Origin of the sequence: Virgibacillus sp. MG-45 (assembly GCF_036409425.1) — a bacterium.
GTDB lineage: Bacteria > Bacillota > Bacilli > Bacillales > Amphibacillaceae > LDC-1.
Window position 1 is genome coordinate 229,028 of the sequence record NZ_JAXOFU010000002.1, and the last position, 20,675, is coordinate 249,702.

Annotated in this window: 19 protein-coding genes and 2 tRNA genes; 3 read left to right on the forward strand and 18 right to left on the reverse strand. The window is 36.6% G+C overall.

Annotation, left to right across the window (positions count from 1 at the left end; genetic code table 11):
• Positions 1-17 precede the first annotated feature (17 nt).
• The 7 genes from spoVID to hemA form a co-directional block, all read right to left on the reverse strand.
• Positions 18-1,124 (reverse strand): stage VI sporulation protein D, encoded by a 1,107-nt coding sequence (spoVID, locus tag SPK86_RS03380; protein WP_284139736.1) that lies wholly within the window; start codon positions 1,122-1,124, stop codon positions 18-20.
• Between the two features lie 290 nt (positions 1,125-1,414).
• Positions 1,415-2,704: a glutamate-1-semialdehyde 2,1-aminomutase gene (hemL, locus tag SPK86_RS03385; RefSeq protein WP_284139737.1), complete on the reverse strand. Its 1,290-nt coding sequence runs from the start codon at positions 2,702-2,704 to the stop codon at positions 1,415-1,417.
• 23 nt (positions 2,705-2,727) lie between these two features.
• Positions 2,728-3,711, reverse strand: a complete 984-nt coding sequence (gene hemB / locus SPK86_RS03390; protein ID WP_330948657.1) for a porphobilinogen synthase — start codon at positions 3,709-3,711, stop codon at positions 2,728-2,730.
• Positions 3,704-4,492, reverse strand: coding sequence for a uroporphyrinogen-III synthase (locus SPK86_RS03395; RefSeq protein WP_330948658.1), 789 nt, complete (start codon positions 4,490-4,492; stop codon positions 3,704-3,706). The genes hemB and SPK86_RS03395 overlap by 8 nt, the downstream gene beginning before the upstream one ends.
• Entirely contained in the window at positions 4,489-5,421 is a 933-nt protein-coding gene (gene hemC / locus SPK86_RS03400; protein WP_284139740.1) for a hydroxymethylbilane synthase, read from the reverse strand. The genes SPK86_RS03395 and hemC overlap by 4 nt, the downstream gene beginning before the upstream one ends.
• Before the next feature lie 15 nt (positions 5,422-5,436).
• The gene (locus tag SPK86_RS03405) at positions 5,437-6,246 is read right to left on the reverse strand and encodes a cytochrome C assembly family protein (RefSeq protein WP_330948659.1); all 810 of its coding nucleotides are present in this window, start codon (positions 6,244-6,246) and stop codon (positions 5,437-5,439) included.
• Between the two features lie 28 nt (positions 6,247-6,274).
• A complete protein-coding gene (gene hemA, locus SPK86_RS03410) occupies positions 6,275-7,642 on the reverse strand; it encodes a glutamyl-tRNA reductase (RefSeq protein WP_330948660.1) in 1,368 nt (455 codons plus the stop codon).
• A gap of 231 nt (positions 7,643-7,873) precedes the next feature.
• Between hemA and SPK86_RS03415 the strand changes: the two genes are divergently transcribed.
• Entirely contained in the window at positions 7,874-8,353 is a 480-nt protein-coding gene (locus SPK86_RS03415; protein ID WP_284139743.1) for a LiaI-LiaF-like domain-containing protein, read from the forward strand.
• Positions 8,354-8,383: 30 nt separating this feature from the next.
• Here the strand turns inward: SPK86_RS03415 and SPK86_RS03420 are convergent, their stop codons facing one another.
• The 8 genes from SPK86_RS03420 to SPK86_RS03455 form a co-directional block, all read right to left on the reverse strand.
• Positions 8,384-9,124: an amino acid ABC transporter ATP-binding protein gene (locus SPK86_RS03420; RefSeq protein WP_284139744.1), complete on the reverse strand. Its 741-nt coding sequence runs from the start codon at positions 9,122-9,124 to the stop codon at positions 8,384-8,386.
• A gap of 13 nt (positions 9,125-9,137) precedes the next feature.
• Positions 9,138-9,803 carry an amino acid ABC transporter permease gene (locus SPK86_RS03425; protein ID WP_443089751.1) on the reverse strand — a complete coding sequence of 222 codons (666 nt, stop codon included), beginning with the start codon at positions 9,801-9,803 and terminating at the stop codon, positions 9,138-9,140.
• A gap of 149 nt (positions 9,804-9,952) precedes the next feature.
• Positions 9,953-10,750 carry a transporter substrate-binding domain-containing protein gene (locus SPK86_RS03430; RefSeq protein ID WP_284139746.1) on the reverse strand — a complete coding sequence of 266 codons (798 nt, stop codon included), beginning with the start codon at positions 10,748-10,750 and terminating at the stop codon, positions 9,953-9,955.
• 310 nt (positions 10,751-11,060) lie between these two features.
• Positions 11,061-11,651 (reverse strand): ribosome biogenesis GTP-binding protein YihA/YsxC, encoded by a 591-nt coding sequence (gene yihA / locus SPK86_RS03435; protein WP_284139747.1) that lies wholly within the window; start codon positions 11,649-11,651, stop codon positions 11,061-11,063.
• Positions 11,648-13,969, reverse strand: a complete 2,322-nt coding sequence (gene lon, locus SPK86_RS03440) for an endopeptidase La (protein ID WP_284139748.1) — start codon at positions 13,967-13,969, stop codon at positions 11,648-11,650. Before lon ends, yihA begins: the two co-directional genes overlap by 4 nt.
• A gap of 249 nt (positions 13,970-14,218) precedes the next feature.
• Positions 14,219-15,496, reverse strand: coding sequence for an ATP-dependent protease ATP-binding subunit ClpX (clpX, locus tag SPK86_RS03445; RefSeq protein WP_284139749.1), 1,278 nt, complete (start codon positions 15,494-15,496; stop codon positions 14,219-14,221).
• A gap of 378 nt (positions 15,497-15,874) precedes the next feature.
• On the reverse strand, positions 15,875-17,161 hold the full coding sequence (gene tig, locus SPK86_RS03450) for a trigger factor (RefSeq protein ID WP_284139750.1): 1,287 nt from the start codon (positions 17,159-17,161) through the stop codon (positions 15,875-15,877).
• A 252-nt stretch (positions 17,162-17,413) separates the two neighbouring features.
• The gene (locus SPK86_RS03455; RefSeq protein ID WP_330948661.1) at positions 17,414-18,394 is read right to left on the reverse strand and encodes a tetratricopeptide repeat protein; all 981 of its coding nucleotides are present in this window, start codon (positions 18,392-18,394) and stop codon (positions 17,414-17,416) included.
• A gap of 334 nt (positions 18,395-18,728) precedes the next feature.
• On the opposite strand from SPK86_RS03455, the gene SPK86_RS03460 reads away from it, so the two are divergent.
• Positions 18,729-18,899, forward strand: coding sequence for a hypothetical protein (locus SPK86_RS03460; protein ID WP_330948662.1), 171 nt, complete (start codon positions 18,729-18,731; stop codon positions 18,897-18,899).
• A 515-nt stretch (positions 18,900-19,414) separates the two neighbouring features.
• Positions 19,415-19,540 (forward strand): YjcZ family sporulation protein, encoded by a 126-nt coding sequence (locus SPK86_RS03465; protein WP_284139753.1) that lies wholly within the window; start codon positions 19,415-19,417, stop codon positions 19,538-19,540.
• A gap of 296 nt (positions 19,541-19,836) precedes the next feature.
• Here SPK86_RS03465 and SPK86_RS03470 read toward each other — a convergent pair.
• The 3 genes from SPK86_RS03470 to SPK86_RS03480 form a co-directional block, all read right to left on the reverse strand.
• Positions 19,837-19,910, reverse strand: a tRNA-Arg gene (locus SPK86_RS03470).
• Between the two features lie 4 nt (positions 19,911-19,914).
• Positions 19,915-19,988: transfer RNA gene (locus SPK86_RS03475), tRNA-Gly, on the reverse strand.
• Positions 19,989-20,152: 164 nt separating this feature from the next.
• A complete protein-coding gene (locus SPK86_RS03480) occupies positions 20,153-20,674 on the reverse strand; it encodes a metallophosphoesterase family protein (protein WP_284139754.1) in 522 nt (173 codons plus the stop codon).
• Between the last annotated feature and the right edge of the window lies 1 nt (position 20,675).

Here is a 20,675-nt window from a genome sequence, read left to right on the forward strand (position 1 = left end):
TTCATATTCTACTTTATTTAGCGTTCCCTTTTTCGAATGGGAATATATAATAGCTGACCAGCTTGCACACTGTCCGCTTCTAAACTATTCTTTTTAGCGATATGCATTGAAGTCGTTTGATAACGTTCTGCAATGCTTTCCAGTGTGTCATTTTCTTGCACAATACATAGACGCATTTTAGCATACCGTTCTTCATCATTTCGAATCATATCAGAAAGATAGCTTAAATCAGCAAATCTACTCGCACTACTGCTTTCGATAGATTCATCTGGCACACTACTTTTATTTCTCCCCTTTCCTTTCTCACTATGCTTGTGCGCTTCACGTGATGACTCATACCATGAAGATGACGATTCCATTGAAGACTCCTCAGATGACATTTGCCCACTTGATTCCGACGATGATGATTCTACTTCTTCCGTCTTTCCAAAGAACTCTGCTAATGTTTGCGTTTTCTTCTTTTTCCAACGCCCTGATTCTTCTTCAGAAGTTGACTCGACAGCATTACTTGAAGAAGATGAACTTTCGCTTGATTCATCATGCTTTGTTGAAGACTCAGATTCATAACTCGATGATGCTGATTCCTCTGATTTTTTTATATCAATATAAAAGGCTTCTTCATTTTCTTCTTTTGAAAAACGATCCGCTTCTTGTTGTTTCGCTGTATCTGTTGTGTTTAAATCCGCACGATCACTAATTCCATGAATATCAATTGTAGCTTGTAATCTTAACTGCGTATAATCCGGCATCTCATAATCAAAGCTTGCAATATTTACTGTTACATTTTCAATATCCTCCACACGATACGTTGGCACAGAAATCTCTACGGGAAAGCGGTGCGCGAAAACAGCTAAATCATTCGCTTGTTCTTCTACTCTCTCTACATATCGTTTTACAGCGTAATCATCTACTTCATCATATTCGTCCGCTTCTTGAAACATTGGTTCCATTCTATATTCACCTTGTAGTTCAACAACTCCACGTATAGAAATATACTCATTAAACGTTTGGATTAATATTTCTGGATCTAATGAAATACCAACAATTTCTGCAACTTCCTGTCCTCTTTGAAAATAAAGTGTTTCGTTTAACTCAAAGCTAAAGATAGCTTGATCATTAGACAAGTGACTTCCTCCCTTCAGCATATGTAAATCATTTTTACTCCCGTTGTCTTATTTATCTATATGACCTAGTTGAAGGGGATATGCTTTAGAACAAAAAATCATTATCATGAATCACGAGAAAATAACAGCCATCTTTTTCAAAAAATTCTTCTCAGTTACATCATATGGAATAATTCAACATCCTCGTTCCTTCCAAAATTACTTTTTCAAAAGAGAAAGCAAAAAATAGCTGTCCAGATACCAAGGGTAATATCGGTTTCTGAACAGCTTTACTCTACTCGTTTATTCCTTTATTTCGCTAGTTTTGCGAAAGTCTTATTAACTGCTTTAATCGTTCGCTCGATATCCTCATCGGTATGAGCTGTTGACATAAACAAACCTTCAAACTGAGAAGGCGGCAGAAATACGCCTTCTTCAATCATGGAACGATAATATTGTCCAAAATAATCAAGATTAGAGGCTGCAGCTGTTTCATAGTTTACAACAGGGTTATCTGCAAAAAAGATCCCAACCATAGAGCCTGCACGATTTACTTGGAGTGAAATACCGTATTTCGCAGCCGCTTGCTGATACCCTTCAACTAAACGATCGACTTTTAAATTAATTTCTTCATATGAAGCATGTTCTAATGCCTTTAATGTTTCATACCCAGCAGTCATTGCCAGAGGATTTCCTGAGAGCGTACCAGCTTGGTAAATCGTTCCCGTTGGCGCGATGTTCTCCATTATTTCCCGTTTACCACCATAAGCTCCTACTGGAAGTCCTCCTCCAATTACTTTACCTAAACACGTAAGATCAGGCGTGACACCAAAATAACCTTGTGCACAATGATAGCCTACTCTAAAGCCGGTCATTACTTCATCAAAAATGAGTAATGTTCCATTTTGTTCGGTAATCTCCCTTAAGCCGGTGAGAAAGTTTTCAGTTGGTGGAACAACACCCATATTTCCAGCAACCGGTTCTACAATTACTGCTGCAATTTCTGAACCAAAATTATCAAAAGCAAGTTTTACACTCTCGATGTCATTGTATGGAACAGTAATCGTTTGACTTGCTACTGATTGTGGCACTCCTGGACTGTCTGGCAAGCCAAGCGTTGCCACACCAGAACCTGCTTTAATAAGTAATGAATCCCCATGCCCATGATAACACCCTTGGAATTTCAAGATTTTGTCTCTTCCCGTATAGCCTCTTGCTAATCGTAACGCACTCATCGTGGCTTCTGTTCCTGAATTAACCATGCGAATCATCTCAATAGATGGAACGCGTTCAATTACAAGGGATGCTATTTCGTTTTCCAAAGTAGTTGGTGCTCCAAAGCTTGTCCCCTTCTCAGCAACTTCCTTTAGCTTTTGTACAACACGCTCATCGGCATGTCCTAGAATTAATGGTCCCCAGCTTAATACATAGTCAATATATTCATTACCATCTATATCATAAATCTTTGAACCTTTTCCATGATCCATAAAAACAGGCGCCATTCCTACTGATTTAAAAGCACGCACTGGAGAATTAACCCCGCCAGGCATTAGATCTACTGCTTTTTCGTACGCATTGATTGATTGTTGAAAGCTCTTCACAATATACCCTCCCAATATTTAGATCATTTATCTGTTAGCCATGTCGCTACATCTTTTGCAAAATAAGTGATGATTAAATCTGCCCCAGCACGCTTCATCGATGTTAGCATTTCGATTACTAATGCTTTCTCATCAACCCATCCGTTTTGAGCAGCTGCTTTAATCATCGAATATTCTCCACTTACGTTGTAAGCAACAATAGGAACATTCGTATCGTTCCTTACATCGCGAACAATATCTAAATAAGATAAACCAGGCTTAATAATTAGAAAGTCTGCGCCTTCCTCTACGTCTGAAGTAGCTTCTCGCAAAGCTTCCCGTCGATTAGCTGGATCCATCTGATATGTCTTCCGATCTCCGAATTGCGGCGTGCTTTCTGCTGCATCGCGAAATGGACCATAAAAAGCAGAAGCGTATTTAACAGCATAAGACATTATTGGAATATGCTTAAATCCTGCTTTATCCAATGCATGTCGTATAACTTGAACAAACCCATCCATCATATTTGACGGGGCAATAATATCTGCACCCGCTTTCGCCTGTGATACAGCCGTTTTTGCTAGCAATTCTAATGAAGCATCATTATCCACATCATGATTATGAATAACACCACAATGCCCATGGGATGTATATTCACAAAGACAGGTATCTGCAACAACTAGCGTTTCAGGACTCGTTTCTTTTACAACACGCGTTGCTCGCTGTACAATCCCTTCTTCTGCATATGCACCAGTACCAACTTCGTCCTTTTCATTTGGTACCCCAAATAAGATAATTGCGTTTATTCCTAATGCCTCTATTTCTTTTACTTCTTGTGGTAACAAATCTAATGATAAATGGTATACACCTGGCATCGAAGGAACTTCCTTCTTTTTATTCGTTCCTTCTACAATAAATAACGGATAGATAAAGTCGTCCGTTGTTACAGTATTTTCTCGTACCATTGCTCGCATCGCATTAGAGGATCTTAGTCTGCGATGTCGTTTAAAGTCCATCGTTTCACTCATTAGAATCTATCCTTTCATTCAAGTAATCATTCATACAAGCTATCATGCCTTCTATAGTAAATTCCTTTGGTATTAATATTTGCTTAAATCCTACAGCCTTTGCTTGTTTTGCTGTTGTTGTGCCAATACAAACACATTGTTGTTCTCGGAACTGTTCCATGTCTAAATCAATCATTTGTATAAATGCATCAATCGTAGAAGGACTTGTAAAAGTAAGAAAGTCGAAATGCACATCTTGTAATAGTTGATTCAACTCAGACTTCACACGAGTGTTTATCGTCGTATCATATACTTCTATATTGTCAAAAGCGATTCCTGCATGCGAAAACTCGTGTGGTAATACAAATCTCGAACGGTTGCCACGAACTAACAGTATACGTCCTGTCCACTCTTTCTTCTGCAAAAACTCGGTTGCCATATGCTCTGCATCATACACAGAAGGAATAAAATCAGCTGTTATACCATATCTTTGTATTGCTTCCTCCGTTTTATGTCCGACTACTGCCACTTTTAGTGTTTTTAAAGCATCCATCGAAACACCATGAATTAAAGCTAGTTTGATAAAACAATCAACCCCATTCGCACTTGTAAAGAAAATCCATTTATATACGTGCAATTGATTGAGATAATGTTTTACAGAAGCATCTTCCTTACACTCGATTGAAAGTAAAGGTACTTCAAAAGAGCTTCCACCACACTGCTTTATCTTCGCAGAAAATTCCTTTGCTTGGTTTCGTTCACGAGTTACTAAAATATTTTTTCCTTTTAGCAAAGCTGTCATTCGTTATCGAGCTCCGCTTTTACCTTTTCTACAATTGTTTTTGCGCCTTGTTCAATAAGTTTCTCTGCAGCTTCTTGCCCCACTTTTTCAGGATCATTTCCTCGTACGGTCTCTTTTAAGATTGTTTTTCCATCGGGTGTACCAACTAATGCTGTTAATACGATTTCATCCTTATCCAAAAACGCATACCCGCCAATTGGAACTTGACAGCCGCCCTCCAATAAATGCAGGAAGGTCCGCTCGGCTGTTACTGTTCTACAAGTTTCCTCATCATGAATAACCCGGAGAAGCTCAATGAGTTCTTTATCGTCTTCCCGGCATTCAATAGCAAGTGCGCCTTGTCCTACTGCTGGCACACAAATTTCAGGTGCCAAGTATTCCGTAATCAATGATTCACTTAACCCCACTCGTTTTAAGCCTGAAACAGCTAAAATAATGGCATCATAATCCTCTTCTTTTAATTTGCGAATTCTTGTTTCAATATTTCCGCGAATCCACTTAATCTCTAAATCAGGTCGATACGCAAGAAGCTGTGCACCTCTCCGTAGACTACTCGTCCCAACAATTGCTCCTTCAGGAAGCTCCCTTAAGGGGACATCGTTGTTTGAAATAAACGCATCACGATGATCTTCTCTAACAGGAATGGTGGAAATAATAAGACCTTCTGGCATAAGAGCAGGCATATCCTTCATACTATGTACTGCAAAATCAATCTCCTTTTCATACATTGCTTGTTCTATTTCTTTGACAAACAATCCTTTTCCGCCTACCTTCGATAACGTAACATCTAGAATTTTATCCCCTTTCGTAACAATCTTCTTTACTTCAAACGGATTGTTAACCCCAGCTTTTTTTAATTGATCAATTACCCAATTTGTTTGCGTTACTGCTAAATTACTTTTTCTTGTACCAACGATTATTTTTCGCACATTAATGCCCCCTTATTAAAAGTGAAAGTTGGATAGTAAGCTAAATAAAAAGAAATTAATTAGTAAAATTAAGAAAGCTGCTGAATTATATAAGGCAATCGTCTTCCCCTGATAACCACGAACCAAACGTAAAAATAAATAACCCGCATACACAAATAAAAGAAAAATAGAACCAATCGTCTTTATATCAAACCAATAAAATTCATCATTTGATACATGAGCCCAGACAATTCCAAGGGTGAGGCCAATCAAAAGTAATGGTACACCAATCGTTACAGATTTATAGGAATAATCATCCATCTGATTTAGATCGCCTAGCTTCCGTATCCATTTTAACCCTTTTTTCTTTTTTAAAAAACGATATTGCATGATGTATATCAAAGAAAAAATAAACGATAATGTAAAAAAACTGTAGGAGATGACCGCAAGTGTAATATGCGTCACCAGAATTTCATTTACTAATTCTACTCCACCACTTCCCATCGTTTGCTTTGCGCTCGAAAGAATATAGAGAAGCAGCATAAAGAAACCGAATAAGTTGGTAAACAAAACAATAAAATGCATTCTGAAGAATTTATTAATAATTAAAGAAAACGTTACAAGTGTCCAGCTATAAAAAAATAAACTATCCGTTAATGTTTGAATAGGAAAGCGCTGTTCTTTGATCAACACACTAAATAAAAAAACGGCTTGAATAATCCAAACCATACAAAGTAACCAGAAGGCAATTCGATTTACCTTCCGGTTATGTTGAATAAAGTCAATAAAATAACCTATCAAGCTAAGGCCATATATCGCAATAACCATTTCATATGCAAGCTTCATAACAACCACTCACAGAATCCTTTCTTCATTAATTCGTTGGCATTCTTTCAAGAGAAGAAAAGGATGAATTCGGATTGGATTCAATCATTTTTTCATTTTTTTTTGTGTGTTTATTTTTCTCTGCTGCAACCTCTTTTTCAATTCCAAAAATATTAATAAACAAAGCTAAGGCTTGTTCAGGATCGTCCTTTCCAGCAAGCTCCTTTGCCTGCGTTATTGGATCTTTTAGCAATTGATTAATAATACTTTTCGTATGCTTGCTTAACACTTTCTTCTCACGTTCTGTAAGGTCAGGCATTTTGCGTTCAATACTCTTCATTGTTTCTGCTTGTATTGTCAATGCCTTTTGCCGTAATGCTGAAATAACTGGAACGACCCCTAATGTTGTTAACCAATTATTAAACACTTCTAATTCCAAACCGATCATTGATTTTATCTTTATCGCTGCAGCTTCGCGTGCGGCCAAATTTTCATCGACAATATGCTGCAGATCATCGATATCGTATAAAAACACATTGTCTAAACTACCTATCGTTGGATCAATGTCCCTTGGAACAGCTATATCCACTAAAAATAGTGGCCGGCCTTTCCGCTTTTTTTGTACTGGTGCTAATTCTTCCTTTGACAGTACAACAGAATCTGATCCAGTAGAGCTAATTAATATATCTGCATCGGTTAATATTTGCTGCAAATCTGTGATGGCAGCAGCTTTTCCATGAAAGGTCTTGGCAAGTTCTTCTGCCTTTGATAGCGTGCGATTTACAACTGTAATACGATGCACACCAGATCCATGTAAGTTCTTTGCCGCCAACTCTCCCATTTTTCCAGCACCTAAAATAACAACATGCATTTCGTGAATTTTGCCAAAGATTTTCTTCGCAAGCTCCACCGCTGCATAGCTAACGGAAACTGCATTTTCTCCAATCGCTGTTTCACTATGCGCACGCTTCGCGAAGCTAATCGCCTGTTTAAATAACTCATTAAAAATGGTACCTGTTGCCTGTGCTTGTTGAGCAGTTAAAAAGGCATCACGTACTTGTCCTAGAATTTGGGTTTCTCCTAGAACCATAGAATCGAGTCCAGCAACTAGTTGAAAAAGATGCTCTATTGCATGCTCGTTTTCTTCAATGTGTAAATAGGAGACAAAGCTTTCCTTTTCCATTTGAAACCATTTTTCTAAAAATGACTTAATATAATAGCGACCTGTATGAAGCTGATCTACAACTGCAAAAATTTCCGTACGGTTACAAGTAGAGACAATAACATTTTCCAATACGCTTTTTTCGTTATTCAAGGAAGTTATTGCATTCGCAAGCTCGTTTTCTGGAAAAGTCATCTTTTCTCTTATTTCAACTGGAGCTATTTTATGATTGAATCCCACTTTTATAATATGCACCTAATCTCCTCCAATAAATCTTGAAGAGGTTCAAGACCATCCTTATCGCATGCTAATACTTATTTATATAAATTATAACATAACAACTGTGTCCACTATGTAAATTATGTGAACAGAAATTGAAACAATATGGTACGATTAATCGTATATAACACTCTAAATGGAACTCTACCACAACCAGTTTGTGGAAGCAAGAAAACCTTATTAAAAGGGAGTTAAGCGGGGGATACGATGAAAAAACAGCAAATTTTTGTAGCATATGTGCTAATTGGCATTGGCGTTTATTACTTGCTGAGACAATTAAAGATTCCAATATTTACCGATTTCTATTCATGGCCAACACTTTTAATTATTTTGGGAATAGCCTTTTTAGTGCATGGCTATTCAACAAGAGATTATAATAATCTGTTTCCTGGAACAATTTTATTAGGAATCGGTATTCACTTTCACGGGGTTCAGCATTACCCATTCTGGATTGATCATTGGGCTGTCTTTCCATTAATTGTTGGGCTTGCATTCTTCGTGCGTTTTTTCAAAACGAAAGAGGGATTATTACCTGGCGCTATTTTAGTTGGTTTGTCTCTTTTGATTATTTTTTCAATCCAACTACCTGCATGGTTTCACTGGATATATGATCTCATTTCCTATATAGAGTTATATTGGCCAATTGCACTTATTATAGTCGGTCTTTACTTATTAAAAAAGAAATAAATCAAGCTAAAGAGCTTGATTTATTTCTTTTTAAAGAATAGAGCCTAGAAATTCTTGCGTTCTTTCTTCTTTCGGTTGATCAAATAACTCGTTTGGTTTTCCATATTCAATAATTTTTCCATCATGCATATACACAACCCAATCTCCTACCTCACGAGCAAACCCCATCTCATGCGTTACAACCACCATAGTCATTCCTTCATTGGCAAGTTCCTTCATCGTTGTGAGCACTTCTCCTACTAACTCAGGGTCTAACGCTGATGTTGGTTCATCAAACAGCATAATATCCGGCTTCATTGCTAATGATCTTGCAATCGCAACGCGCTGTTTTTGTCCACCAGATAGTTTAGAAGGATATACATTGGCTTTATCAGACAAGCCAACCTTTTCCAAGAGTTCCTTTCCTTCTTGAATCGCAGTTGCTTTTGGTACTTTGTTTACTTGAATAGGTCCTTCTATAACATTCTGAAGTACGGTTTTATGTGGGAATAAATTAAAATGCTGAAAAACCATCCCAACCCTTTGACGAATCTTATTTAAATTTGTTTTGGTAGGCTCAACCGTTTCTTCTTCGATTTGGATTGTTCCACTCGTTTTAATCTCTAAAAAATTTAAGCAGCGAAGTAACGTACTTTTTCCAGATCCACTAGCCCCGATTAAAACAACGACATCACTTTCTCCTACGGTTAGATTAATATCCTTTAAAACGTGTAAATCACCAAAATATTTATTCAGCTTTTCTACGCGAATCATTTCCTTCTGCTTTTCCATTTCCAGGTCCTCCTTAATCACTTACAGCTAGTTTCTTCTCTGTATAACTTACTAATAACGTTAATAGGAAAACTAAAAGCAAATAATAGATTGCACTAATTAATAGCCAGGTCATAAAATCAAACGTATTTGACCCCATTGTTGTTGACACATTAAATATCTCAGCTAATCCAACAAATGCTGCCAAAGAGGAATCCTTTAAACCGATTATAAATTGGTTACCAAGAGGGGGAAGTGCGCGCCGAAAAGCTTGCGGCAATACAATACGCTTCATCGTTTGCCAGCTTGTCATTCCTATTGAACGACCTGCCTCTGTTTGCCCGTTACCAATCGATTGAATGGAGCCTCGAAATATTTCTGCGATATATGCCCCGTTATGGAATGCTAATCCTAGAACCGCAGACCAAAATCCACTTATTTGCAATGGACCATAGGATAAACCATAATAGAATATAAAAATTTGCACAATAAGTGGTGTCCCTCGCACGACAAAGATATACGTATTTGCCAACCAAACAAACAGCTTAATTTTAGTGATCTTTAGCAAGGCAAATAATAATCCGATAAAAATAGCAATAAAAATAGAAATTGCAGTCAATTTTAATGTTAAAAGGGTGGCTTCTAAAAATAGCCACTTACTGTCAATAAAGGTTTGCCATAAATGACCAAAATAGCTAATAAAATCTTCAAACACATTATTCATCTCCTACTGTATCTATGAATTAAACAACGATATACCGAGAATAGTTATCATTCTAGTAACCGTTTAAAATAGCCCTTCATCACTTGGATAAAGGGCAGTATCCACTTTTTCATATACGAACAACTTTATTTCGGTTCTTCGGTTATATCTGCATCAAAGTATTTTTCACTAAGTGATTTCAGTGTTCCGTCTTCTCGAAGTGTTTCTAGTGCATCATTCACTGCTTTTAGAAGCTCGGGATTATCTTTAGAGACCGCAACTGCTTGTTCACTTCTTTCAATTAAATCTTTTCCTTCTATTTTCAATCCACTTGCGATTGCCTCTTTTCCTGTCAGGAAATCGGTAATGACTGCATCATGATGTCCTTTTTCTAATGCCTGAAGGGCTACTACATCACTATCATAGGTTTTAATATTATCTGTTACTTGCTCTGCATATTCGGTATATGTAGAGCCTTTAGATAGTCCGATTTCTAGACCTTCTAAATCGTCCAACTTCTCTAGGTCACTGTCTGGTCTAACGAAGATTTGGGCACCGGAATAATAATATGGGGTGGAAAAATCGACATTTTCGGAGCGTTCAGGTGTAATCGTATGACTCGCAACTGCAGCATCGAACCTTCCTGTTTTCACACCTTCTACAATGGCAGAAAATTTATATCTTTTTTGAACAGGATCAAGTCCTAGCTCTTCTGCAATGGCATTGCCAACTTCAATATCAAACCCAGTCATTTTACCGTCTGCTTCAACATAGCTAAACGGCTTAAACTCACCAGATGCAGCAAATGTAAAGCTTCCTTCCTTCACAAGATTATAATCACTTTCACCTTGTTCCGCACTTGTCTCTTTGTCTTTTTCCTCTCCACAAGCCGTCAGGAGAATCGTAAATAAAGCGATAAGTATCAAAAAATTCAGTTTTTTCAATCGAAATTCTTCCTTTCCTTGTCCATCTTTTCATATATTTTGAAAACGAAAGACACAAATTATGTGTCTATAAAAATTATAGCAATAGTCTTTCCAATTAACTAATTTGGTATTTTCTGATATTAATGCCTATAGCTAGTTTATACGTGATGTCGATATAATATCTCTAATATACTTAATTATCGTGCAATTTACTCTCGGATACACCTGAACTCGTAGAATAGAATCACCAAAAAGCACAGCTCTTCCCACTATCGATGGAAGGAGCCGTGCTTTATAGAATTAATCATTCATATTTTATAACGAATACCTATGAAATAGATAAATAGTGCTTGATTAGCCCCCAAGCCTCATCTTTTCCTTCTCCCGTTTCAGCTGAAAATAACACGACTGGATCTCCTTTTTGAATCCCCATCTCGTTAATGAGTCGCTTTAGATGACTTGCTTTTTTATTTTTAGGAATTTTATCTAGCTTCGTTCCAACTACAATTACTGGAAGATCAAAGTATTTCACAAATTCATACATTTGAATATCATCTCGAGTAGGAGAATGGCGTATGTCTGTAATAAGTACTACAGCCTTTAACGTTTCTCTTAATTGGAAATATTCCTCCATCATATGGCCCCATTTTTCACGTTCCTTTTTAGAAACCTTTGCATAGCCATAGCCAGGAACATCTACAAAATAAAATTGTTCATTAATTTTATAAAAATTTAACGTCTGTGTTTTCCCTGGCTTTGATGATGTTCTGGCAAGATTTTTGCGGGTAATCAATTTATTAATAAAAGAGGATTTCCCAACATTTGATCGACCCGCTAAAGCGATTTCAGGTAAGCGATCATTCGGATATTGTTTTTGACTAACCGCACTAATAATAATTTCTGCACTTGTTATTTTCATGATTTTTCCCCCACCAATGCATGTTTTAATACGGCATCTAAATGATCCACAGGAATAAAGGTTAAATCGTTCTGAACACTAGCTGGAATGTCATCGATATCGCGCTCGTTTTCTTTTGGAATAATAATTGTTGTAATCCCAGCTCGATGTGCACTCATCGATTTTTCTTTTAATCCTCCGATTGGGAGCACTCGACCACGCAAGGTTATTTCTCCTGTCATTCCAACATCCTTACGAACCGCTCGTCCACTTAGCGCAGAAACAAGTGCTGTCGCCATCGTAATTCCCGCAGAAGGACCATCCTTTGGTGTTGCTCCTTCTGGCACATGGATATGAATATCATATTTCTCATGAAAATCAGGGTCCACGTTGAGCTCTTCTGCTCTAGAACGAATATAGCTAAATGCAGCTTGAGCTGATTCACGCATTACTTCGCCAAGCTTACCAGTAAGAATGAGCTTCCCTTTTCCAGGGTAATGAGAGACTTCAATCGAAAGCGTGTCTCCTCCTGCAGCAGTGTATGCCAAGCCAGTAGCTGTTCCAATCTGATCTTCCTTCTCCATTTGACCATAACGGTAAATAGGCTTTCCAAGCAAATCTTCTAACGTTTTTTTCGTAACAATAATTCGTTTCTTATCCTCTGAGATAATAATCTTAGCGGCTTTTCTACATAAGGTAGCAATCTGTCTTTCTAAATTACGAACCCCCGCTTCTCTCGTATACGTTCGAACTAATTCAACAATCGCTTCGTCTCTAATTTGTAAATTACCTTTTTTCAAGCCATTTTCTTTTAACTGCTTTGGAAGTAAATGCTCTTTGGCAATATGAAGTTTTTCTACTTCCGTGTATCCTGAAATAGAAATAAGCTCCATGCGATCCAATAAGGGGCGAGGAATGTTATTTACATAATTCGCTGTAGCGATAAATAACACATTTGAAAGATCATATGTCTCCTCAATAAAATGATCGCTAAAATTATTATTTTGCTCTGGATCTAATACTTCTAGCATGGCAGAGGCAGGATCTCCGCGAAAATCGTTCGCCATCTTATCAATTTCATCAAGTAAAAAGACTGGATTTACCGTCTTCGCTTTTTTCATACCTTGAATTATTCTACCTGGCATCGCTCCTATATAGGTTCTTCGATGCCCTCTTATTTCTGCCTCATCTCGAACACCACCAAGGGAAATGCGGACGAAATTCCGTTCAATTGATGAAGCAATCGATTTCGCTAAGGATGTTTTTCCAACACCTGGAGGACCTACCAGACAAAGAATTGGACCTTTAATCGCATTCGTTAGCTTTTGTACGGCCAAATATTCTAATATGCGTTCTTTAACTTTATCCAATCCATAATGATCCTTATCTAATATCTTTTTTGCACGGTCAATATGGATATTATCTTTTGTCTTTTCAGTCCAAGGCAATGCTAATAGCCAATCAAGATAATTGCGAATAACAGCGCTCTCTCCGGAGCTTTGTGGGATTCTTTCGTACCGTTCAAGCTCTTTATACGCAACCTCTAATATGCGTTCAGGCATATTAGATTGTGCAATACGCTCTCTTAACTGGGTGATTTCCCCACTCTTGCCATCCTTTTCACCTAGCTCATTTTGTATTGCTTTAAGCTGTTCCCGTAAATAGTATTCTTTTTGTGTTTTTTCAATTGAGCTTTTTACTTGTTGTCCAATCTTCTTCTCTAAATCCAGAACTTTTTGTTCATTTGATATTAGTTTTATTAGCTTTTGAAGTCGTTCAACAATAGCGATCGTTTCAAGCAGCTCTTGCTTTTCTTTCAGCTTTAAAGGAAGATGTGATGTTACAATATCTGCAAGTCTACCTGGTTCTTCAATATCTGAAACAGTTGCAAATGTTTCCTGCGTGATTTTTCGAGATAGCTTTAAATATTGTTCAAATTGACTTAATAGAGAACGCATTAACGCCTCCTCTTCATGTGGATCTCCATCGATATCTTCCATTATTTCTATATCTACTAAAAACGAATCATCATCGTCTACATATTGAACAATTGACCCTCTATTCAAGCCTTCAACGAGTACTCGAATTGTACCGTTTGGGAGCTTTAACATTTGATTAACCTTTGCTATTGTTCCAACGTGATAGATGTCTTCTTTTTTCGGATCGTCGACGCTCACTTTTTTTTGGGCAGCAAGGAAAATTCGCTGATCCTCCATCATTGCTTTTTCTAAAGCAGCAATTGACTTATCTCGTCCTACATCTAAATGGAGTACCATCGTTGGAAAAACGAGTAATCCTCGCAATGGAAGAAGAGGAAGACGGTTAGAATCTTTATGCATAATTGTACCTCCATGACTGTATGTATAATCGATTGTATCAAAAGTAAAACAGGTGTTGCATCTAATCCGTAGTATAACCTTCGTTGCTATTCCTAAACTCTGCATTAAGAGATCTCGACGTGATTGATCATCCTATAATCTTAGATAACGAAAAAGACTGACTAGGGGTTACATAGCCTTCCATCTTGTAGTTAGAAGGATTCAGTAAGCCAAGTCAGTCCTCATATGCCAAAATCGATATTTATTCGATTATGCACTTTCCTTTGGCAATTTTTCGTTACCTTTTTGTACGGTTCCATCATTAAATACAAGCTTCGGACTTCCATCTTCCTCTGTAACTGTTTCTTTCGTAATAATACATTTTTCAATATCATCTCGTGAAGGAAGCTCAAACATCACATCGAGCATGATGCTTTCGATGATGGACCGAAGTCCTCTGGCACCAGTTTTTCGTTCAATTGCCTTTTTAGCAATTTCAACAAGTGCTTCGTCTTCAAATTCAAGTTCAACATCATCCATTTGAAATAGCTTTACATATTGTTTTACTAAAGCATTTTTTGGTTTTGTTAAAATTTCTACCAATGCTTCCTCATCTAGCGGCTCTAAGCTACCAATTACCGGCAATCTTCCAATAAATTCTGGAATAAGACCGAAACGTAAAAGGTCTTCCGGTAATACTTTTGAAAGAAGCTTGCCTTTGTCCATTTCTTGGTTTTCTGTGTTTGCTCCAAAACCAATCACTTTTTTACCAAGACGACGCTTAATAATTTGTTCGATACCGTCAAATGCACCACCACAGATAAAGAGCACATTTGTTGTATCAATCTGAATGAATTCTTGATGTGGATGCTTTCGACCACCTTGAGGCGGCACACTTGCAACCGTTCCCTCTAATATTTTTAATAAAGCTTGCTGTACACCTTCACCAGAAACATCTCGCGTAATAGATGGATTTTCTGACTTGCGCGCAACTTTATCAATTTCATCAATGTAAATAATTCCTTTTTCTGCTTTTTCAACATCATAATCAGCAGCTTGAATAAGCTTTAAGAGAATATTTTCTACATCCTCCCCTACATAACCAGCTTCTGTCAATGACGTTGCATCAGCCATCGCAAAAGGAACATTCAAAATCCGAGCAAGCGTTTGTGCGAGAAGTGTTTTCCCACTTCCTGTCGGTCCAATCATTGCGATATTACTTTTAGATAGCTCAACATCTTCTGAATTCTTAACTGAATTGATACGCTTATAATGGTTATAAACAGCAACAGATAAGTTTTTCTTTGCTTTTTCTTGACCAATAACGTAATCATCAAGAATTTCGCAAATTTCCTTTGGCTTTGGAACTTCTTTAAATTCCGATTCTTCTTCTGTTCCGAGTTCTTCTTCTACGATTTCTGTACAGAGCTCAATACATTCATCACATATATAAACGCCTGGACCAGCAACTAGCTTACGAACCTGTTCTTGGCTTTTTCCACAAAATGAACATTTTAATTGTCCTTTTTCTTCATTAAACTTAAACATTCGCTTTTCACCCCTAATGTGTATCTTCATTTAACCAACAATTTAGAATAGCTTAATGTAATCATATCAAAACAAAAATGGAAAACAAAACAAAATACTTCTTAAAGCTGTGTATTTTGTTTCTATATCCTTTTCAATTATTATTTTATGTTTTTATTATGGAGGAGTTTTTTCAAAAGTCAAATCATCCGTATTGTTTATTGTATGACGTGGTGGATAATTCCATTTCGTTTTTCATTCTACAAATTATCCTATGTACTTATGGAGAAAAATGTTGCCAAACGTATTCACATTTACATTTTATATTGCAAAACAAGGTGCGATTCACTCGCACCTTGTTATCATTACCATTTCCAACTTAATCTAAACTTATTCGTATTAAACAGTTTTGCTATGCTCAACTAAAAATTCAATTGATTTTTGAACTTTAAGATCTTCTTTAAGCATATTCGTATTACCACCAAGCATTTGAACTAGCTGATCTTTTTCCACACTATACATGCCTGCCATCTTTTCTAGCTCTGCATCTATATCTTCTTCAGAAGCTTCTAGCTTTTCAGTTGCAGCAATTGCTTCAAGTACAAGATTTGTTTTCACACGTTTTTGTGCATCGTCTTTCATTTGCTCTTTTAAAGCCGCTTCATCTTGACCTGAGAACTGGAAATACATATCCATTGTCATCCCTTGCATTTGAAGGCGTTGTTCAAACTCCTTCATCATACGGTCAAGCTCTGTATCGACCATTGCTTCAGGAATTTCTACTTCAGCATTGTCTGTAGCTTTTTCAATTAACGTTTCGCGCGTTGCATTTTCAGCATTTTGCTTCTTCTGTGCTTCTAGCTCTTCTTTTTTCTTGCTCTTTAATTCTTCAAGCGATTCAACGTTCTCATCAACATCTTTAGCAAATTCATCATCAAGCTCTGGTAATTCTTTCATTTTGATTTCATGGATTTTCACTTTGAAGGTAGCTTCTTTACCTGCAAATTCTTCTGCATGATAATCTTCTGGGAATGTTAATTGCACTTCAGTATCTTCCCCAGCTGTTTTACCAACAAGCTGATCTTCGAAGCCTGGGATAAACTGACCAGAACCAATTTCTAATGAATGGTTTTCACCTTTTCCACCCTCAAAAGCTTCTCCATCAATAAACCCTTCAAAATCGATTACTACCGTATCACCTTGTTCTACAGCACCTTCTTCTTTTACAACAAGCTCCGCAAAGCGTTCACGTTGATGCTCTAGCTCATGGTCTACATCTTCATCTGTCACAGTAACATCTTGTTTTTCTACTTCAAGATCTTTATAATCACCAAGCTTTACTTCTGGCTTTACTGTTACTGTTGCTGTGAATACAAGACTCTTTCCACGTTCGATATCATCAATATCGATTTCTGGTTGGTCGACTGGTTCAATTCCAGCTTCGTCTACAGCTTTCGTGTATGCTTCTGGTAGAACGATATCAATTGCATCTTGATACAATGATTCTGCACCAAAACGCTTTTCAAACATATTACGTGGAATCTTTCCTTTGCGGAATCCAGGTACTTGAACTTTTTTCACAACTTTTTTAAATGCTTTATCCAAAGCACCTTCAAAATCTTCGGCGCTAACTTCAAAAGTTAAAACACCTTCATTTCCTTCTTTTTTATCCCATTTTACTGACATAACTATTTCCCTCCAACACTATTATTTCGATAAACAGCTGCACATGTCATCAGCTAATCTGATTTGGTATGGCGCTAAACATCAAGGATTACTGCAATAACACTATGTATACATATCGAAAAAAAGCCTCCAATATGATACGCTTCTTATCCATTGTATATCATTCAAGGATCTTCACTGCAGACTCAAATTTACAACCATTTCATTATAACATAATTGACAAGCCTTTCAAGCATTTATCGTTAAGATTTCCTAGTCTTCTATAATGCTTAAATATAGTTTTTCGCATATTGTAATTTCTTCTATATATTTTTGCGTTCTATCATCTAGATTTATTTCTTCTTCCACTTTCCCCATAAAATATTGCTCTCCTAATATTTCCAATGCCTTAGCTATTTGTGGTGCATCTTCATTTGCAGGAAAAAAAGGATATTTCACATACAAATATCGATAAAGAAGTCTAACTATTAATTCATAGAGAGTTGGATTCGACTGTTCCAATTTACTTATTATAAAGAGCACTTGCTTCACTGTTAGGTGTACTTCAATTTCGGGTATGTCGATAGGTTTCACATCTAATTCCATTCCTAGCTTATGTATATGGACTAAATAAGGATACTTTTCAGCTTGAAGCCATTGAAAAATAGCTGTTTGAATCACTGGATGCATTCCATCTTTATGCAGTAAATCAACAACTTTTGAAGCTGGAACTACTCCAAGTGCCTGCAGCTTCTTAATCGTTCGCCATTGTGTTTTATAATCATTAGCTTCAATTGCTTCCATTAAATCATCTATGTACGTGCTTGATTTTTCTATATGAATATCATCTTTCATTTTTTCACTCATCGTGTAAAGCTGTTGAAACTGTTCTCGCATGATTTCTGGAAGTGTTCTATCTTTAAGTTCATGCTCGACCTGCTCCATTAACAATTCATATTGGTTTGTTTGAAATAAAATAGTTAAATATATATGTACATAATGAAAATAATGATCGTCCTTTTGATGCATTGCATCTTCACAGAGAAGCTGGGCTTCCGTATGTTTTCCTAATTCCATCAAGCATAAGAGCTTCCCAATAATAATTTCATGACCTTGAACATCATAGTCAAGGAGCTCTTCAAACGCTTCTAAGGCTTCTTCATAACGCTTTTCTTTTAAAGCTTTTAAGCCTTTTTCTTCTAGTATCTCTCTCCATTTTGGAAAGAGGATGATATTTTCTGTATCATTTTTCATATTTCCCCTCCTTCACTTCTTATTGTTAAGTAAAAAAACATAATGTATACATTCCCGCTTCCAGCTACTGTGAAACATTTTATATTCAAATGTAGAAAAAGATGACGATAAAGATAAAAAATGAGAGACCATTTATTTCGGTTTCTCATTAAACATTCCAAGCGCTCTAGCTCATATGCAAATATGTAAATTGTTTTCAAGAATCAACGTAATATATTTATATTATCACATTTTTTTCATTTTTGCTTTGAATACGAAATTATATTTTTTCATCGTATATGAAAGCTTGCTAATTAAATATGGTACAATTACATGTAAAAAGAGGTGTTATATTTTGGTAATTTTAATTAATGCTTTGATGCTAGCAGCCATGATTGCGGCAATTGCGGCTTGGTTTAATACACGTGCTATTTTAAAAGATTTAAACGCTATTAAAATGAAGCTAGAGATTCAAGAGGAGCAGCTTAAAAACACGCCCTTTGTAAAGAATGATCTCGACAAATAAATAAGTGGACTAATTCGCATGCTATTACTTTCATCACTTTTTTTTCTAACATGAGGATGCATCCAAATGAATAAATAAACCATAATCCGTTTAGTTGGATGGATCTATATTGTAATAATTAGTTATTTAAAATGTATTATCCAGAAGAATCTTCTCTAATAACCTCTAGTTTGGGCGGACTTATTTCTATAATAATTGGTACAGTGTTGATTAGTTACTACGAAAGCAAGTAAGGGAAGGGTTGAAAATAGTCCAACAAATGAGGGAAATAAGTAACTTCTTTTATTATGTTTCTCCTGTGATTATCCACTAATTGTTTTTTACGAATTTTGACTACTCGTTGCAGAATTAAATATGTAATGAAGGCAGAAAGAAAATCAAAATGACTTCTTTAATAGAAACCCTCCTTTAAATTTCACGAGGCAAACCAGATAATTTTTATAATGATGACAACTGCCAACACGAACTTACACATTTCTCATAGGATGTTGTATCAAAGGGAAGGAGGTGTTTGTATGAGTGCTGGTTATGGATACGGAGCTGGGTCTGGTTTTGCTTTAATTGTTGTTCTCTTCATTCTTTTAGTTATCGTAGGTGCTGCCTTTGTAGGTGGTGGTTACGGCGGAGGTTACGGATATTAATTTTTAAGTTATTTTTATTTCACATCTCACTATCCACTAGTAAGCCCTCAACAATTCAGCCTTAACTAAAGCGCATCCTTAAAATAAGAGGGAGCTAAACGCTCCCTTATTTTTCATGTGATATTAAACGAAGTACCAATTTCCACATCAAATTTTTGATGCAACTCTATATATTCCTCCATCACTTTTATTACTATCATGATTGCCAATGGGTATAAGTGGTGTGAAAATTTTTTATCAGAACAGCATAAAACAAAAACCTTTATGAACTCGAAGTTCATAAAGGTTTGGTTTAACGTCCCAGGCAGGATTCGAACCTGCGACCCACAGCTTAGAAGGCTGTTGCTCTATCCAGCTGAGCTACTGGGACATATTGGAGCGGGTGAAGGGAATCGAACCCTCGACATCAGCTTGGAAGGCTGAGGTTTTACCACTAAACTACACCCGCATTGTAATCCGTAAAATGTATGTACCATTTTTGGTCACAAGATTTATTATATGCACTTTGATTTTTTTTGTCAACAACAAAATTTACATTCGTTTATACACTTGAAAAGGATCCTGTAACTATAAACAGAATCCTTTTTCCATAAATCACTGACATGATGTTTATTAATTTCCATTTAATGTTGTTTGATAAGTCATTTCTGGAACGAGTGAACCATCCATATCATAAAAGGATACTTGTACATGCTGAAACCCTTCATCCCACTCGATGATTGCATAGGTTCTTTCCTGCCTTCTCCTTGGAAGACGAATACTACCAGGGTTAATAAAAAGCTGATTCCCTTGTTTAATGGCTCCAGCTACATGTGTATGACCAAAACAAATAACTTGTGCGCCCATTTCATCTGCTTTATAAGAAATTCTAGTCAATCCTTCTTTGACTCCATACAGATGGCCATGGGTTACAAAGAAGGAAAGCCCACCAACTGTAAAAAATTGATCATTCGGATACCGACTATCAAAGTCACAGTTCCCACCTACTTTAATAAAATTATCCAATATAGGTGCATCCATGTCTAATTCAGAGTCTCCACAGTGAATCATTAGATCGAGTGAATGTCTTTTTTTAATCGTATCCACTTCTTTTGTCATACCATGACTATCACTAATAATCAGTGCTTGATTCAAG

What these genes read in the sequence shown, in the direction of transcription:
- hemB (WP_330948657.1), bottom strand. Translation starts at nt 3,711, where the DNA reads ATGAGTGAAACGATGGACTTTAAACGACATCGCAGACTAAGATCCTCT.
- SPK86_RS03395 (WP_330948658.1), bottom strand. Translation starts at nt 4,492, where the DNA reads ATGACAGCTTTGCTAAAAGGAAAAAATATTTTAGTAACTCGTGAACGA.
- SPK86_RS03405 (WP_330948659.1), bottom strand. Translation starts at nt 6,246, where the DNA reads ATGAAGCTTGCATATGAAATGGTTATTGCGATATATGGCCTTAGCTTG.
- SPK86_RS03415 (WP_284139743.1), top strand. Translation starts at nt 7,874, where the DNA reads ATGAAAAAACAGCAAATTTTTGTAGCATATGTGCTAATTGGCATTGGC.
- SPK86_RS03420 (WP_284139744.1), bottom strand. Translation starts at nt 9,124, where the DNA reads ATGGAAAAGCAGAAGGAAATGATTCGCGTAGAAAAGCTGAATAAATAT.
- yihA (WP_284139747.1), bottom strand. Translation starts at nt 11,651, where the DNA reads ATGAAAATAACAAGTGCAGAAATTATTATTAGTGCGGTTAGTCAAAAA.
- lon (WP_284139748.1), bottom strand. Translation starts at nt 13,969, where the DNA reads ATGCATAAAGATTCTAACCGTCTTCCTCTTCTTCCATTGCGAGGATTA.
- clpX (WP_284139749.1), bottom strand. Translation starts at nt 15,496, where the DNA reads ATGTTTAAGTTTAATGAAGAAAAAGGACAATTAAAATGTTCATTTTGT.
- tig (WP_284139750.1), bottom strand. Translation starts at nt 17,161, where the DNA reads ATGTCAGTAAAATGGGATAAAAAAGAAGGAAATGAAGGTGTTTTAACT.
- SPK86_RS03455 (WP_330948661.1), bottom strand. Translation starts at nt 18,394, where the DNA reads ATGAAAAATGATACAGAAAATATCATCCTCTTTCCAAAATGGAGAGAG.
- SPK86_RS03465 (WP_284139753.1), top strand. Translation starts at nt 19,415, where the DNA reads ATGAGTGCTGGTTATGGATACGGAGCTGGGTCTGGTTTTGCTTTAATT.